Below are 15,547 nucleotides of genomic sequence, written 5' to 3' on the forward strand. Positions count from 1 at the left end.
CTCCTGTCGCAATGGCCTTCTGCTTGCTGGCCAGCCCCGAAATCACTTGGGCCAAAAGCACCCAAAACAACCAAATTGCCACGACCAGCAGTTCTACGAAGAAAAAAGGTGTGACCAAAGTAACCCACCAACGAAGTGCCTCTGAAGAAACACCTGCCGAGCGCGATCGAAGGATGTATCGCGAATGCAAAGGCATGCACAACGCTGGGGCATGCAGGGGTTACACGCGGTAGTTCTCCCGTCAGACGCCGCTCATCGCCAAGTCAATGCCACTCATCAAGTGCAGACGAACGGTATCAGAAAAATCCAAATAGTATTTCGCCATGCAGCAAATGCAAACCTCTTATCGCGCTCGCTTCCTGTGGCGCAACCTCAGCACAAGCTACTCACGGGCCAACCGTGGGTTCACTATCGTTGAGTTGATGGTGGTCGTTTTGATAGTGGCCATTCTGGCCGCACTGGCACTACCCAGCTTTAATCCAATCATTGAGCGCTGGCGCGTACAGCAGGCACTTAAAGGCCTGGAATCCAGCATCTACTATGCACGCGCGGAAGCTATCAAGCGAGCGAGTACCGTCTCAATCCGCAAGAACCCTACAGGCACTGACGGCTGCACACTTGCTCCAGGTAATGCTGATTGGGATTGCGGTTGGTTCGTTTTTGTAGACACGAATAGCAACGGAGTTTTCGACGCAGGCGAAGAAGTTTTACAGAGATTTACTGCCCCACGGAACACTCAGGTTACGCGCACAGCCAATTCTGCAAGTATGCAATTTGATCGTTGGGGCCGGATCACAGGCCCCTTCGTCGGCTTCAGCCTAGTTCCCCACAATAAAAACATTTCTGATCTGGCTGCTCGCGGCCTTTGCGTAAGTTCTGGGGGACGAATCAGAACCATCAAATCCGAAGAACTGCCATGCACAGCCGGCTAAACCCCATGCCACACATCGCCCCACGTCAGCAGCGCGGTATCACGCTTATCGAATCCCTTGCCGCCATAGTAGTTGCAGCACTGGGCATCGTTGGCGTTCTGGGTATGCAGATGCGAACCCTCAGCGACACCCAAACGAGCGCCTACCGCGCACAAGCCATTCGCCTGATTGAGGATCTGAGCGAGCGCATGAAAACCCATCCCAATGCACTGGGGAATATTGACAGCTATGCCGTCGGCTGGCGCGCCGGTCCCGCCCCCACCCCGCAAGCCGCCAAGCTCTGCCAGGGCGCCACCGAGTGCACACACGCAGAGTTTGCGGCTTATGACTTGCGCGAATGGAAACGCACACTGGAGCGAAGCCTCCCATTGGGTGATGCCGCCGTTTTTTTTGCGCCAGCCGAAACCGTAGCCGGTAGCCGCCGCCAATTGGGCGTGATGATCCGATGGCGCGAAAACGAGCGCAGCACAGACAACGCGTATCTCGCAGATTTACTGACAACGGCAAACAATCTGGGGGGCGATGCGGGGGCACCTCTCTGCAACGCCAGCCCCACATCTACACCCAGGTACACCTGCCACCTCCAATACATACCTGTCGGTAGCCGTTGCGCCCCTTACTTTGCCGACTTCACTGTGAAGTATTTCTGCCCAGGGCCGCAGTCCTGACATCGTCTGACTCTACTCGCTTCATTTTTCTATCAGGCAAGCCCGGCATGAAATACTCCACTTTAAGGCCCAACACTCAGCGCGGCGTGACGCTGCTTGAGCTGCTGGTTGGCATCACAATTGGCCTGCTCACGATCGCCGTGGCGATGGGTGCGCTCATGGTGTCGCGCGGCGTCACTAGCAGTGTGGGTGATGTCAGCGACCTTCAGCAGCAAGCCTCCTACGCCTTTCGCGTCATTGGCTCACAGCTGCGGCAGTCTGGGTCCATCAAGCTCAAGTTATCGGCGGCCCAACTGGATGACAACACTCCAGTGCTAGCAGGCGAGGCAGTGGCGTTTGAGACTGACTACACCGACGGCACCAGCTCATTCACCTTGTCGTCAGATACGCTGAGCGGGCTGGACTCCCCCGGAGCCAGCGAATACAAATTGACCACAGGTTATCGCAACTACAAAGAAAACGTTTATCTACGCAAGGATCCTAGTGCGCCCCCGGCGCCTGAATCCGTTTTGCGCGACTGCCTGGGTGAAGAGGGCACCTCCACCCTGCTTCGAAGCCAGTTTGTGTTGAATGCAGCAACGAACGAATTGCGTTGCGCTGGCACCGGTGCACCTCAGCCGATTATTAGGAACGTAGCCAACTTCCAGGTTCGTTACCTGATGCAAACGGCCGCAGGCACAGGCAACCCCAACCTGCGTTATGTCAATGCGGCTACCGTAGGCGCTCCCGGCACCCCGGGCTGGGCCCAGGTGTTTGCTGTGGAAGTCTGCCTGGTACTTTACGGCAGTGAGAAATTGAATCTTCCTGCAGGAAGCACCTACACAGACTGCGACGGCGCCACGCCAGTGGACCTGATCACATTGGCAGAACCCCGAAACCAGCGGGTGCACATGGTGTTCCGGAACGTCTACCAACTGCGCAGCCAAGGGCTGTCAGGCTAACCCACCCACAGTATTGCCATGCAACGCATGCCCTTCCCCCATTACTACTCACGACAGCCGCAACGCCAAAGAGGTGTAGCACTGTTTGTTGTTATTGTTTTTGTGATGCTTTCGATGCTGCTAGCACTATGGGCATCGCGCACCTCCATGTTTAGCGAAATGGTGGTTGGGAACGATGCCGATTACCAGCGCGCTTTTGAGGCTGCACAGGCACTGATACAGGATGCCGAACTCGACATCCGCGGAGAAAAGGCGGACGGTAGCGACTGCCGCATTCCAACACCTACAGCGTGTCGCGGAGGAAGATCTAACGTTGCGCAAGTTCCCTTAGAAACATCCGAGGCGGCCGTATTGTTGGCCGATCTAGAAAACATCACCACCGGGCCTCGCTGCATGAATGGACTTTGCCTGAAGCGGACAGGGCGTCAGGATTTCTGGAATAACGCCAGCGACAAAGCAGACCCCCTAGTTGACTTCACGCTGGCTGAAATGACCGTCGATACAGTGGGTGCGCGCTACGGCCAATACAGTGGTGCGCAACTGAGCTCCGACCCCAACGAGCCCAAAGGCAATCCTATTTTGAGAGACCAGTCAGCCAACAACCGGGGCGGCTGGTACTGGATTGAGGTTTTGCCCTACATATCGGATTCAGATAAAGGCGCTTTGATTTCCGGAGGTCCAAATCATTTGCCACTGAATATGCGACCCAATGTCGTATACCGCATTACCGCTATAGCCTATGGACGCAAAGTAAGACGCCAAGCAGGGGTCGACGTCCCGGTAACGATGGCCGTGCTGCAACAGACCTACGCCCGCCAGAAGGTCAAGAACTAGCTGCAAGTTCAAAAATGATAGTTTTTGTCGCTTGATGCAAAAGCACTAAAGCTTAACTTACCTCCATTCGATCAGGAGCACACCATGCCCCAAGCCGTTCGCAACCATAGATATTTCAAAAAGAACCTGATTGCCATGGCCGTTGGCGCGGCGTTGGCGCCACACGCCAGTTGGGCGTTGGATTTTGCCCAGTCCCCGCCTGGCACCAAGGAGCCCTATGTGGCACCCAACATCATCATCTCGCTCGACGATTCGACGAGTATGAACGCCAAGGACATGATTGGGAATACAAAGACCCGCACGCAGGTACTTAAGGAATCGTTGCTAGAGGTTTTCAGCGACACCAGCTTACTGCCTGACGGGAAAATCCGGTTTGCCTGGCAAACCATGGGCAACTGTACAAAAGTGGGAGGCGTGGCTTGGGCACCCAATTTGAATGCTGCAGCAGCCACGGCTACTACAGCTACCAACAAAAATGTCATGCGAAAGCTGGATACGACACACCGGTCGAATTTCCTCTCGTACATGAACAATTACACGGCCTGCACCAACACACCTACTCACGATATGGTGCAACGCGCGGACCAGTATATGCGCGCCACTTTGCACCAAAATGGCCCATGGGCTTCTGCACCGGGAACAACCAGCACGCCATATCTTGGATGCCGGCGTAACTTCCACATTTTGTTGACCGATGGTGGCTGGAATGGCACAGAGCGGCAAACAACGCCGCGCAACTATGACAACCAAAATATCACTTTTGCAGGTGATAACACGCAGTACAACAGTGCGAATACTGACACCCGGGTTTATCGCGACACCGAAAACTATACAACCATTGCCGACTGGGCATTCAAAAGCTGGTCGGACCCGCTGCAAACCAGTGGCCTGACAGGCTCTGTCACGCCACGATCTGATTACAACACCGCTCCAACTACAGAAACCTTTAAGAACAGGGTGACCAACTCCACTGCCACACTGAATAAATATTGGAATCCACGCTACAACCCTGCCACCTGGCCACACATGGTCACCTACACCATTGGTTTTAGTACCGATGCGGCTCCCAAGAGAAACTACAACAATGCAGGCACTGATCAGGGAACAATTACCGCGCCTTCCTCCTTGCTGCCGTACGACTTTGACGGAAGTTTTGCTGAATACGCAAATGGTACCTACTCATGGAAAGCCCAGAGTAGGGACAGGGGCCACGACATGTGGCACACCGCAATCAATGGCCGAGGTCGTTTTTTCTCTGTAGAGAAGGGTGAGGATCTGGCCAAAGCATTTCGCCTGATCATCGGCGACATCAGTACGGCCACTGAACCTGATCGAGGGTCCACGGCCACCAGCGGAAGCAATGCCTCACGGAATGATGTTGCCAAATATATTGCCAACTATATACCAGCAGAAGCTTGGAGAGGTTATGTCACTGCCGAAACAGTGAAGCCGGACGGAACTACGGTTCCTACGCCCGGCTGGGCTGGAAAAAACACGGCAGAACTTCTTGACGAAGCAGGATTCAGCGTTAGTAGCCGCCTGATTCTGAGCTATAGCACCCAAACTAATCTGGCGACTAGTCAGGAAAAGGGAGGTATTCCTTTCCGATGGGCAGCCGACGAAAGCAATCTCAGTACAGCACAGAAGAACCTCCTAAATCTCAAGAAGGACGGTAGTAGCGATACGCTCGGACAAGATCGGCTTAACTATATCCGCGGTGATCGCACCAAAGAGGGCACGGCTATGCCTCCCAACTACACCGCCACCAAACCATTCAGAGAAAGAAAATCACGCCAGGGCGATATCGTTAACTCGGAAGTATGGTATATCGGAGCGCCATCAAGCAACTATGCATGGAAGGGTTACGCGGCCTTCACTCGGGCACACAAAACCCGTCTGCCAATGATCTACGTTGGTGGGAACGACGGCATGCTGCATGGCTTTTCAGGGGTAGACGGTACTGAAAAGTTGGCTTATGTGCCCAAAGGGGTGATCCCTGTATTGGGGCGTTTGGCAGATACCGACTACAACGACAATCATCGCTATTATGTGGATGGTTCCGCCATGAGTGGCGATGTGGATGTCAACGGGGGCAAAGACCCTAGCGACCCCGACTACGGCATTTACGCTCCGGATTGGCGCACCCTGCTGGTGGGCACCCTGGGAGCGGGCGGCAAGGGCTACTTTGTGCTGAACGTTACGAACCCAGGCACTACAGCACCAGCCCCAGGCGACTTTACAGAAGCCAATGCCCAACAGATTGTGGTGATGGACAAAACGCGCCATGCGAGCGAATCCGTGGCGACCGTCGCAGCTTGCGAAGACACAGCCATCACCCCTGCGGCGAATAAAGAGGCTTGTTTGGCAGCAGCCGACATGGGTCACATCTTCGCCAAACCTGTGCTTGACGAGAACAACCCACAGCGCACCACGCAAATTGTGCGCATGAACAATGATCGCTGGGCTGCGGTGATGGGCAATGGCTACAACAGCAAGAGCGAACGGCCCGTGCTGCTAGTGCAATACCTGGACGGTGGCAAGGAGTTGTTGCGGCTGGTCGCAACGGGCACAACAGCAACGGGCAGCCACACCAACACGACCGACAACGGTCTATCTGCCCCGCGCTTGGTAGACATCAACAGTGATGGCCGTCCTGATGTGATCTATGCGGGCGACCTGAAAGGCAATGTATGGAAGTTTCTCATAGCGGACAGGGACGAGAGCAAATGGGGCGTAGCACGCTGGGGCAGCCTGGCCGATAGCACCACCAACCACACCACCAACGGGGTGCCGCTGTTTACCGCCAAGGGAGGAACAGAGGGCTCGCCCAACTCTCGTACCCTGGCGCAGTCCATCACAGCAGTGCCTACAGTGCGCGCCAATGATCGCAAGAAAGAAATTGACGATGGAGGCGGCAAAAAGAAGACTGTAGCCGTGGGCGGCATGATGGTGGCTTTTGGAACCGGACGCAACATCGCTACCGACGACCCACAGAATGCCAACAAACAAACACTTTACTCTGTGCTAGACAACACGAGTTACAAGCTGACTGGGGCTAAAAAGGATCGCGTAGCAGTCTGCGCTTCCACTTCAGACACAGCGTGTGAGGAGCTGGTGAAATCCACCGACGACCTACCAACACCTGTAACCCAGGCGAGTTTGGTACAGCGCCAGATTCCCACTACATCCGTCTTTACGCGCGATGGTCGTCAGTTCTGGACTATCGATGCAACTACGGCGTTGGACTGGACCACCAACAAGGGTTGGTACATGGATCTGCCTGAAACACGCGAACGCCTGCTCAAGCCTATGGAGTTTTATGACAGCAGCAACATGCTGTCGGTGTTCTCTCAAATCCCCGCCAAAGGCTCACTGGTGGACAACAGTGTGGAGACTTGCGAAGCGGGCTCTGTGGAAAAGGAACGTCAGTATTGGACTCTGATCAACATCATGGACGGCAAACGCCCGAGCGTGCAGATCATGGACACCAATGGGGATGGTAAGTACAACCTAACCTCTGACATGGGAGCTTCCCGCATGTCAGTGGCCGCAGGCTCGCACACAATGATTCAACGCGGAGACAAAATTCGTATCAGTGGCAAAAAGGCCGACGGCACCGAAGACGGCGAGGACAACGCAACGTTCCCAGAGCAGAGCATGCGCCCAAGCTGGCGGCAACTGCGCTAAGCTCAATCTCCATCAGGAGTAGTTTTTATATGAAACGACAACACCGTGGCTTTACGCTCGTCGAGATCATGGTTGTGGTGGCCATTATTGGCATTCTCACAGCCATAGCCATGCCTAGCTACAATGAGTACATTCGTCGTGGGCACCGTGCAGACGCCCGTGCCGGACTGTTACAAGCACAGCAATGGCTCGAGCGTGCGTCAACAGCCACTGGAACATATCCAGTCGTACTGCCGGCACACCTTACGTGGGTTGGGGACACCACCAAGCGATACACGATTAGTTTTCAAGCAGGAAATACCAACTCAGCCTACACCTTGATTGCAACCCGCCGAGCACCTGGCCCTCAAGCAACAGATCGGTGCGGAGACTTCACTCTCACCAGCACAGGTATGCGTGACGCAATCAATCTGACCGGTATCACTGCGGCAGAATGCTGGAACAAATAGCCTCTGAGCTACTATCCCGGGCGCCATGATTGATTTAGCGCCATCCCACACCCACCAAGCGCTTGGGCTCGCAACCCAAGCGCTTTTTGTTTCCAACCCCAACCCGCGTGTTGGTTGCGTCCTTGTTTCTCCCGGTGGCGAGGTCATAGGCCAAGGCTCGACGCAGCGCGCTGGCGGCCCGCACGCTGAAGTCATGGCGCTGCGTGATGCCAAGGATAGGGGACTGGACACCCTGGGCGCTACGGCCTATGTCACCCTGGAGCCCTGCTCCCACCAGGGGCGAACGGGACCTTGCTGTGATGCGCTGATCCAGGCTGGCATTGCCAAAGTGGTTGCTTCGTTGGCAGACCCCAACCCCCTGGTAGGCGGGCGCGGGTTTGACCGGCTGCGTGCGGCAGGGGTGGAGGTGGTGGTCGGCCCTGGGGCTGAAGAATCCCGAGAACTCAACATTGGTTTTTTCAGCCGCATGATCCGGGGTACCCCCTGGGTACGGCTGAAAGTTGCAAGCTCGCTGGATGGCACCACCGCCCTGAACAATGGCGCCAGCCAGTGGATCACGTCCCGCGCTGCGCGGGCGGATGGACACGCGTGGAGGGCCAGGGCGTGTGCTGTATTGACGGGCATTGGCACCGTGCTGGATGACAACCCCCGGCTAGACGTCCGCGAAATTCCCACGCCACGCCAGCCCCATGTGGTGGTGGTGGACAGCCAGTTGCAGTTGCCGACCGACGCCAATCTGCTGATGAAAGGGCGCGATTGTTATGTCTACACAGCCTCCGACAACGAAACCAAGAAGACAGCTTTGCAAGCCTGTGGGGCTACGGTGATCCACCTGCCCAATGCGAACGGCAAGGTCGATCTTTCGGCAATGCTCCAGGACCTGGGCCAACGGGGCATCAACGAGCTGCATGTAGAGGCTGGGCACAAGCTCAATGGCTCTCTGGTCCGAGAAGGCCTGGTCGATGAGCTGTTGCTGTACCTGGCACCACGGCTTTTGGGTGCGGGACGGGGGATTGCAGACTTTGGCCCGCTGACGGCCTTGGCCGATGGGCTGGCGCTGGAATTCAAGTCCGTAGAGACCTTGGGCGCGGACTTGCGTGTTGTGGCACGGGTGCAGGGGCGCGACAGTTTCTAACACCTCCACCCTTCCCGCAGGCACGGGCTTCGCAGTGCGGATGGTGAAAGACAAACGGGTGGGGCGAGGCAGAACAGCAGCAGGTGGACTCTCACAGCGTATCCCAGTTGGAATGCCTGCAAGACAATGCTCTGCACCATCGCGCCATAGGCCCTCATCTGCGCAGCACCAAGATATGCCAGATAGCTACCGTCACCCAGCTCAACCACCTGTCCCGGCAAATCCCATTGCCCCCTACCCCTCCGCATCACACCAAAACAGTGCAAAACAACGCACCATTCCTTGGCGCGATTTTTGCTTCAAGTTGGTGCAAATCTGGTAGCCAGGCTCAAAACGCACCAGAACAGATCAACCAATCGCGCGAGGACGTTATGGAAGCACTCAAACAGGGCACTGATGCCCTGTTCATTCTTCTGGGGGCCATCATGGTGCTGGCCATGCATGCAGGGTTTGCCTTTCTGGAACTGGGCACGGTTCGCAAAAAGAACCAGGTGAACGCGCTGGTCAAGATCCTGGTGGACTTTTCGGTGTCCACCGTGGTGTATTATGTGGTGGGTTACAGCGTGGCCTATGGCACGCATTTCTTTGTGAGTGCGGAATCGCTGGCGCAGCAGAACGGCTACGCATTGGTCAAGTTCTTCTTCTTGCTCACTTTTGCGGCTGCCATTCCGGCGATTGTGTCGGGCGGGATCGCGGAGCGGGCCAAGTTCTGGCCCCAGCTGATGGCCACGGCGGTCATTGTGGGGTTTGTGTATCCGTTCTTTGAAGGCGTTGCCTGGAACCAGCACTTTGGGGTGCAGGCCTGGATCAAGGGACTGACGGGCGAAGAGTTCCACGACTTTGCGGGCTCCATCGTCGTGCATGCCATGGGCGGGTGGATCGCCCTGCCGGCCGTGATCCTGCTGGGCTCGCGCGCCAACCGCTACCGCAAGGACGGGGCCATCTCTGCCCACCCGCCTTCCAACATCCCGTTTTTGGCGCTGGGCGCCTGGGTACTGGTGGTGGGATGGTTCGGCTTCAATGTGATGAGCGCGCAAACCGTGGACAAGCTCTCCGGCCTGGTGGCCGTGAACTCGCTGATGGCCATGGTGGGAGGCACGTTGGCGGCGTTGGTGCTGGGCAAGAACGACCCGGGCTTTGTGCACAACGGCCCGCTGGCCGGGCTGGTGGCTGTGTGCGCGGGCTCCGATCTGATGCACCCGCTGGGAGCGCTGGTGGTGGGTGCCGTGGCAGGAGCAATCTTTGTGGTGATGTTCACGCTCACCCAGAACCGCTGGAAGATCGATGACGTGCTCGGCGTGTGGCCGTTGCATGGCCTGTGCGGCACATGGGGCGGGCTGGCTGCAGGCATTTTCGGCAGCAAGGCGTTGGGCGGGCTCGGTGGTGTGAGCTTCTCGGCCCAGTTGATTGGCAGCGCCCTGGGCGTGGCCTGGGCGCTGGTGGGTGGCCTGGTGGTGTATGGCATTCTCAAGAGCACGGTGGGCCTGCGGCTCACGCAAGAAGAGGAATTTGACGGGGCTGACCTGACGATCCACAAGATCAGCGCCACGCCAGACCGCGAAGTGAGCTGGTAAACCCGGTAAGACGCTGAGGAGGCAGCTGCCAGCCTGGGCAGCCACTGTGGCGGAGTTGGCGCCGCGTCTGACAAGCGCGGCCACCGCCACACGGTCACAATCGCGCCATGCTTTTATCGACCCCTGCCATTCCAGCGTTTCTGGGCACCACCGCCCGCTACGGCTGGCTGGCGCTTTTGGCCCTCACCATCGCAGGCACAACCAGCGGCTGCGCTGGCCTGCCCAAGGATGTGGAGCGGCCGGTGTCGAGCGCTCTGGCCTCCCCCGCAGGGACACTCCTGGGCCAACTCGTCGAGGAGCGCCGGGCATCGGCAGGCGGCCGCCACCCCTCGGGGTTTCTGCTGCTCAGCGGACCACAGGCGGCGTACAGCAGCCGCCTGGCGCTGGTGGATGCCGCGCAGAAAACGCTGGACCTGCAGTACTACGCCATCCATGCCGACGCCAGCACCGAGCGCCTGCTGCTCAGCGTGGTGGCCGCAGCCCGGCGCGGCGTGCGGGTGCGGGTGCTGCTGGACGATTTTCACAGCGTGGGCCGGGATGCGCAGGTGATGCGCCTGGCCTTTGTACCCAACATCGAGATGCGCATGTTCAACCCGCTCACAGGGGCACGGGGCTCGCCGCTGGGGCGCATGTTCAGCGCGCTCAGCGACTTCTCGCGGGTGCAGCAGCGCATGCACAACAAGCTCTTCATCGCCGACAACGCCATGGGCGTCACCGGGGGCCGCAACCTGGGGGACGCCTATTTCGGCAATGCTGACTCCGGCAATTTTGTGGACCTGGACGTGCTGGCCGCAGGGCCTGTGGTGCAGGATCTCTCCCGCAGCTTCGACAGCTATTGGAACAACGAGCGCGCCTACCCCGTGCAATCGCTGGTCACGCGGGAGGAGCTGGACACCCTTCGTGAGCGCATGCGCAACTCGGATGCCGTGCAGCGCGAGCGTATCGCAGGCCAGGGTGGCGCCCTGGCACCGGACAGCCAGCCCGTGCAAGACGGCCGGCGCACCACCGCCGCCCAGCGTGCGCGCATCTGGGACTACCAGCCCATGGACCTGGCGCAAGCGCAGTTCACCTGGGCCCCTGCGGCGGTGCTGGTGGACAAGCCAGCCAAGATTCCGCCCGATGGCACCTCCCTCGCCGCACTGCCTGAAAAGCCCCCGTCCCGGGCCACCCCCCTGGCCGTCGTGTCGCGGGGCGCTGCGCGTGCGCCCGCCAAGCCCCCCACCGAAGCCCTGACCGTTGCTGCCGGGGCTGCTGCCCCCCCCGAATCGTCAGCGTCCAATACCACCCACGGCATCCCATCGGCCCCTGCAGCAGTGTCGACCCCCGACCCTGCAACTCTTGATGCCCAGACCGATACCGTGGTGGATGGGCTGCTGCACCTCATGGGACAGGCGCGGCGCGATCTGCTCATCATTTCGCCCTACTTCGTGCCAGGGCCCGACATGAAGCAGGCCTTTGCAGCCGCACGCGCGCGGGGCGTTCGGGTGCGGGTGCTCACCAACTCGCTGGCCTCCAACGATGCACCCATTGCCCACGCAGGCTATGCGCGCCACCGGCCCGATCTGCTGGCCATGGGCGTCGAGCTGTACGAAATGCGCAGCGAGCTCACGGGCGTGCTGCGCGGGGCACTGGGCTCCACGGGCAGCACTGGAGGGCGTGATGGGATCAGCGGTGCGGCCAGTTCCGTAGGCAGCTCGCGCGCCATGCTGCACTCCAAGATTCTGATCATGGACGGCCGCCTGCTGGTGGTGGGTTCGATGAACCTGGACATCCGCTCGCAGCGCCAGAACACGGAGATCGCGCTGCTGATCCGCAGCAGCGACCTGTCACGCCGCGCCACCACGCAGATCGAAACGGCATTGCGCGAAGCCGCTTGGCATGTGCAATTGCGCGATGGCGGCCAACTGGTGTGGCATGCCCCTGAGGGCAGCGGCCTGCCAGATGCCACCACCGAACCCGATGCCAGCGCGCCACTGCGGCTGATGCTGCAACTGCTGGGCCCGCTGGCGCCTGATCACCTGCTCTAGGGATGGCCTGCATAACTCCCTGCGGTCGGTGATAGCGCGGTCTCGGGCGGTCCGCTGCGTTGCTTTTCTTGCCAATAGCTGGGCTATTGGCTGCAAAAAGGCGCCTTGCGGCCCATCCCGATCCGCACTACCACTGACTCGCGAGGGTTATGCAGGACAGCCCTAGATCAACCCTCGGCTGGCTGCAATGCATCCACCCACGCGGTGATCGCACGCTGGTCCGTCATCGTGCGCACGTGCTGGTAGGCCACCTCAGCCTCCGGGAAGCGCCTGCGCAGGAGGTTGAGCCATTGTTTGAGCCGCCCCGCCCGCTGGCGCGGTTCCAAGTCGTCACACACCAGTTGCCAGAAGGCCGCCAGGTGCGGCAGCAGGTCGGCCCAGGCCACCGTGTCCGCGCCGGGCTGCCCCGCATCCGACGCGCGGATGGCCCGGGCCAGGCCGGGGTCAGCCACCATGCCGCGCCCGAGCATCAGCGCATCGCAGCCCGACACTTCGCGGCAGCGCTGCGCGTCGGCCACGGTCCAGATCTCGCCATTGGCCACCACGGGGATGCCGACCGCCGCGCGGATGGTGGGGATGTGCTCCCAATACGCTGGGGGCCGGTAGCCGTCGGCCTTGGTGCGGGCATGCACCACCAGCTCAGCAGCGCCGCCCGCCTGCATGGCCTGCGCACATTCGCGCATCAGACCGGTGTCGTTGAAGCCCAGGCGCATCTTGGCAGACACGGGCAGGTGCAGAGGCACGGCGCGGCGCACAGCGGCCACCACGGTGGCGATGCGTTCGGGCTCCTGCAGCAGCGCCGCGCCCCCGCCGTGGCGGTTGACAACCTTGGCCGGGCAACCAAAGTTCAGGTCGATCCCCTCGGGCCCCAGGGCCGCCAGGCGTGCGGCGTTCTCAGCCATGCAGACGGGATCAGAGCCCAGCAGCTGCGCACGCACCGGCACACCGGCCAGCGTGCGGCTGCCGTTGTGCAACTCCGGCACGTAGCGCAGAAACACCTTGTCCGGCAGCAGCGTGCCGGTGATGCGGATGAACTCCGAGACGCAGCGGTCCACTCCGCCCACGCGGGTCAGCACATCACGCAGCACAAAATCCAGGAGCCCCTCCATGGGGGCAAGCAGCAAGGTCATCGCGAGAAAGGCCACCGGGCCCAGCACCCCAGCACAGAGCGCAGCCCGCACACAGCCAAAATATGAATCAAAAAGGGCCCTAGCGCTTGATGGATAAGCGCAAGCAGCTATTAAATATATAGCAAATACTGCTTTTGCAGCCATGCTACGACCAGGGGCAGCCCGCCATTGTGCGGCAGCGAGGTCATCACAGCGTCATGGCGGCTTGCTGCAATCACCGCCATTCACCCGTGAATGGAGAACCCCATGCTGCTACAAAAAACCGAAAAAGCCCGCCTGGAACTCTTGCCCGGCGTACGCACCCTGAGCCTGCGGGAGCGTTCTCTGCTGCTCTTGGTGGATGGCAAACCGCTGTCCGACCTGCAGGCCATGTACAACGGCATCGGCGCGCAGATTGTCGACAACCTCATGCGCCAGGGTTACCTGGCCGGCCCGGCCGAGCTACCGCCGCCCTCCGTCGCGCAAACCGCTGCACACAACAAGCCATCCATCCAGCGCCCGGAGCCCGGCGATGCCCTGCGCTCGCTGGCCGGTGCACGCATGTACCTGTTCGACACCTGCGAGCGTCTGTTTGTGCGCCGCGACCCCGTGCTGGCGCAGCAGTTTCGCGAGGCGTTGCGCGCCGCCAAGGACCGCGCGAGCATGCTGGACGTGGGCGAAGCCATGTTTGAAGAAGTAGCGATGACCGCGGGGGCCGAACGTGCTGCCAGCCTGCGCGAAAGGTTCGAGCAGTTGCTGCCTTCTGCGCCTTCGGCCTCCGAGCCGTTTGACTCGACCCAACCCTCAGCACTGGCTTGAGGGGTAGGTTTTTTGAAACATGACTTGCGCAAAGCGGGGTTCAGGCAAGCGGTTCACCCCATGGCGAGGCGGCTGTTGCATCCCGATTTGCGTAGGTCCTGTGAAAATGACTCCGTGGTCAGGCCGCAGCCAGCCGCCACAACGATGTGACCTCCGCCGCGCGGGCAGCGTGCAGGGCATCCCCCGCATCGGCCGCCTTGGCATGGTGCGGCTTCACATCGTGCCGGCCACGCACCACCAGCCCCCCATCGGCAATCCATTCGAGCAGTTGCGCGCGTGGGCGCAGGCCCAGGTGTTCGGCCAAGTCCGACAGGATCAGCCAGCCCTCGCCGCCAGGCTCCAGATGGTCGGACAAACCCGCCAGAAAGCCTTTGAGCATGCGACTGCCTTCGTCGTACACCGCGTGCTCAATGGGCGAACTGGCCCGTGCGGGCACCCACGGGGGGTTGCACACCACCAGGGGCGCGCGGCCGGGCGGAAACAGGTCGGCCTGCAGCAGCTCAACCTGTGGCATGACACCGAGGCGCTGCAGGTTCTCCCGCGCGCAGGCCAGGGCGCGCGGGTCCTGGTCGGTGGCCACCACGCGCTGCACCCCACGGCGTGCCAGCACGGCAGACAGCACCCCCGTGCCCACACCAATGTCAAAGGCCAATGTCTTGCTAGGCAGTGCCGTGTCGGCCACCAGGCCCACGTATTCGCCGCGCACGGGCGAGAACACGCCGTAGTGCGGGTGGATGCGGTTGAGCGGTGGAGCGCCAAGCGCTGGCACTTCTACCCCCTTTTTGCGCCATTCGTGCGCGCCCACCAGGCCCAGCAACTCACGCAGCGTGGCCACCGAGCGCTCGCCCGTGGCCGGGCCCCAGGCTTCGGTACAGGCCTGGCGCCAATCGGGCGCGCGGCGCAGGTCAATGGTGTAGTCGCCTTCGAGCGGGATGAGCACCGACGCCAGCACCCGCGCGCGCTGCGCCTGCGCCTGGCGGTGCAGATGAAAGGCTTCGGCGGGGGTGGCGGCAGCAGCTTTTTCGGCGGCCTTGGCGGCGGACTTGCGGGGTTTGGCCGATTTGCCCGCCTTGCCGGACTTGGCATCGGCCCGGCGCATCAGCGCCTGCAGCAGCATGCGGGCGTTCTGGAAGTCGCCCTGCCACAGCAGACCCGTGCCTTCACAGGCCATGCGGTAGGCCGTGTCGGCGGCCAAGGTATCGTCGGCGGTGACAACCCGGCGCGGGGCCGGGGCACCACTCTCGGAGCGCCACTGGGCTTGTTGAATCTGGCCCTGGCGGCTCCATTCGATCATAGGAAGAAGTGTGGGCATCAGATTGCTATTGCTTCGGGCGTTAACAGCAGCCCGTGAAACTGGCGCGGCCCCTGCCTA

The 15,547-nt window shown here is 60.3% G+C and carries 12 protein-coding genes; 10 read left to right on the top strand and 2 right to left on the bottom strand.

All coding sequences use genetic code 11. From position 1 onward, the window contains the following. The first annotated feature begins 323 nt into the window (after positions 1 to 323). From EXV95_RS09115 to EXV95_RS09155, 9 genes are all read left to right on the top strand, one after another. Positions 324 to 932, top strand: coding sequence for a GspH/FimT family pseudopilin (locus EXV95_RS09115; protein ID WP_255484968.1), 609 nt, complete (start codon positions 324 to 326; stop codon positions 930 to 932). A gap of 5 nt (positions 933 to 937) precedes the next feature. After that, entirely contained in the window at positions 938 to 1,600 is a 663-nt protein-coding gene (pilV, locus tag EXV95_RS09120) for a type IV pilus modification protein PilV (protein WP_255484969.1), read from the top strand. 47 nt (positions 1,601 to 1,647) lie between these two features. Continuing rightward, positions 1,648 to 2,541: a PilW family protein gene (locus tag EXV95_RS09125; protein ID WP_176886583.1), complete on the top strand. Its 894-nt coding sequence runs from the start codon at positions 1,648 to 1,650 to the stop codon at positions 2,539 to 2,541. An 18-nt stretch (positions 2,542 to 2,559) separates the two neighbouring features. After that, positions 2,560 to 3,375 carry a PilX N-terminal domain-containing pilus assembly protein gene (locus EXV95_RS09130; protein ID WP_255484970.1) on the top strand — a complete coding sequence of 272 codons (816 nt, stop codon included), beginning with the start codon at positions 2,560 to 2,562 and terminating at the stop codon, positions 3,373 to 3,375. Positions 3,376 to 3,459: 84 nt separating this feature from the next. Next, positions 3,460 to 7,062 (top strand): pilus assembly protein, encoded by a 3,603-nt coding sequence (locus tag EXV95_RS09135; protein ID WP_176886584.1) that lies wholly within the window; start codon positions 3,460 to 3,462, stop codon positions 7,060 to 7,062. 29 nt (positions 7,063 to 7,091) lie between these two features. Beyond that, complete coding sequence (locus tag EXV95_RS09140; protein ID WP_176886585.1) at positions 7,092 to 7,511, top strand: type IV pilin protein; 420 nt, start codon at positions 7,092 to 7,094, stop codon at positions 7,509 to 7,511. 25 nt (positions 7,512 to 7,536) lie between these two features. Further along, positions 7,537 to 8,646 carry a bifunctional diaminohydroxyphosphoribosylaminopyrimidine deaminase/5-amino-6-(5-phosphoribosylamino)uracil reductase RibD gene (gene ribD / locus EXV95_RS09145; RefSeq protein WP_176886586.1) on the top strand — a complete coding sequence of 370 codons (1,110 nt, stop codon included), beginning with the start codon at positions 7,537 to 7,539 and terminating at the stop codon, positions 8,644 to 8,646. A gap of 371 nt (positions 8,647 to 9,017) precedes the next feature. After that, entirely contained in the window at positions 9,018 to 10,220 is a 1,203-nt protein-coding gene (locus tag EXV95_RS09150; RefSeq protein ID WP_176886587.1) for an ammonium transporter, read from the top strand. A gap of 107 nt (positions 10,221 to 10,327) precedes the next feature. Continuing rightward, a complete protein-coding gene (locus tag EXV95_RS09155) occupies positions 10,328 to 12,247 on the top strand; it encodes a phospholipase D family protein (protein WP_176886588.1) in 1,920 nt (639 codons plus the stop codon). Positions 12,248 to 12,414: 167 nt separating this feature from the next. Here EXV95_RS09155 and EXV95_RS09160 read toward each other — a convergent pair whose 3' ends face one another. Then, on the bottom strand, positions 12,415 to 13,377 hold the full coding sequence (locus EXV95_RS09160) for a tRNA-dihydrouridine synthase (protein ID WP_176886589.1): 963 nt from the start codon (positions 13,375 to 13,377) through the stop codon (positions 12,415 to 12,417). Positions 13,378 to 13,623: 246 nt separating this feature from the next. Between EXV95_RS09160 and EXV95_RS09165 the strand changes: the two genes are divergently transcribed. Beyond that, the gene (locus tag EXV95_RS09165) at positions 13,624 to 14,175 is read left to right on the top strand and encodes a hypothetical protein (protein WP_176886590.1); all 552 of its coding nucleotides are present in this window, start codon (positions 13,624 to 13,626) and stop codon (positions 14,173 to 14,175) included. A gap of 118 nt (positions 14,176 to 14,293) precedes the next feature. Here the strand turns inward: EXV95_RS09165 and EXV95_RS09170 are convergent, their stop codons facing one another. Beyond that, entirely contained in the window at positions 14,294 to 15,469 is a 1,176-nt protein-coding gene (locus tag EXV95_RS09170; RefSeq protein ID WP_176886591.1) for a methyltransferase, read from the bottom strand. Between the last annotated feature and the right edge of the window lie 78 nt (positions 15,470 to 15,547).

The organism is Acidovorax sp. JMULE5 (assembly GCF_013376875.1).
In the GTDB taxonomy this organism is placed as follows: domain Bacteria; phylum Pseudomonadota; class Gammaproteobacteria; order Burkholderiales; family Burkholderiaceae_C; genus Acidovorax; species Acidovorax facilis.

Coding starts and splice junctions, on each gene's coding strand:
- EXV95_RS09160 (WP_176886589.1), bottom strand. CDS start 13,377: ATGACCTTGCTGCTTGCCCCCATGGAGGGGCTCCTGGATTTTGTGCTG.
- EXV95_RS09130 (WP_255484970.1), top strand. CDS start 2,560: ATGCAACGCATGCCCTTCCCCCATTACTACTCACGACAGCCGCAACGC.
- EXV95_RS09125 (WP_176886583.1), top strand. CDS start 1,648: ATGAAATACTCCACTTTAAGGCCCAACACTCAGCGCGGCGTGACGCTG.
- EXV95_RS09115 (WP_255484968.1), top strand. CDS start 324: ATGCAGCAAATGCAAACCTCTTATCGCGCTCGCTTCCTGTGGCGCAAC.
- EXV95_RS09150 (WP_176886587.1), top strand. CDS start 9,018: ATGGAAGCACTCAAACAGGGCACTGATGCCCTGTTCATTCTTCTGGGG.
- ribD (WP_176886586.1), top strand. CDS start 7,537: ATGATTGATTTAGCGCCATCCCACACCCACCAAGCGCTTGGGCTCGCA.
- EXV95_RS09170 (WP_176886591.1), bottom strand. CDS start 15,469: ATGATCGAATGGAGCCGCCAGGGCCAGATTCAACAAGCCCAGTGGCGC.
- pilV (WP_255484969.1), top strand. CDS start 938: ATGCCACACATCGCCCCACGTCAGCAGCGCGGTATCACGCTTATCGAA.
- EXV95_RS09155 (WP_176886588.1), top strand. CDS start 10,328: ATGCTTTTATCGACCCCTGCCATTCCAGCGTTTCTGGGCACCACCGCC.
- EXV95_RS09140 (WP_176886585.1), top strand. CDS start 7,092: ATGAAACGACAACACCGTGGCTTTACGCTCGTCGAGATCATGGTTGTG.
- EXV95_RS09135 (WP_176886584.1), top strand. CDS start 3,460: ATGCCCCAAGCCGTTCGCAACCATAGATATTTCAAAAAGAACCTGATT.
- EXV95_RS09165 (WP_176886590.1), top strand. CDS start 13,624: ATGCTGCTACAAAAAACCGAAAAAGCCCGCCTGGAACTCTTGCCCGGC.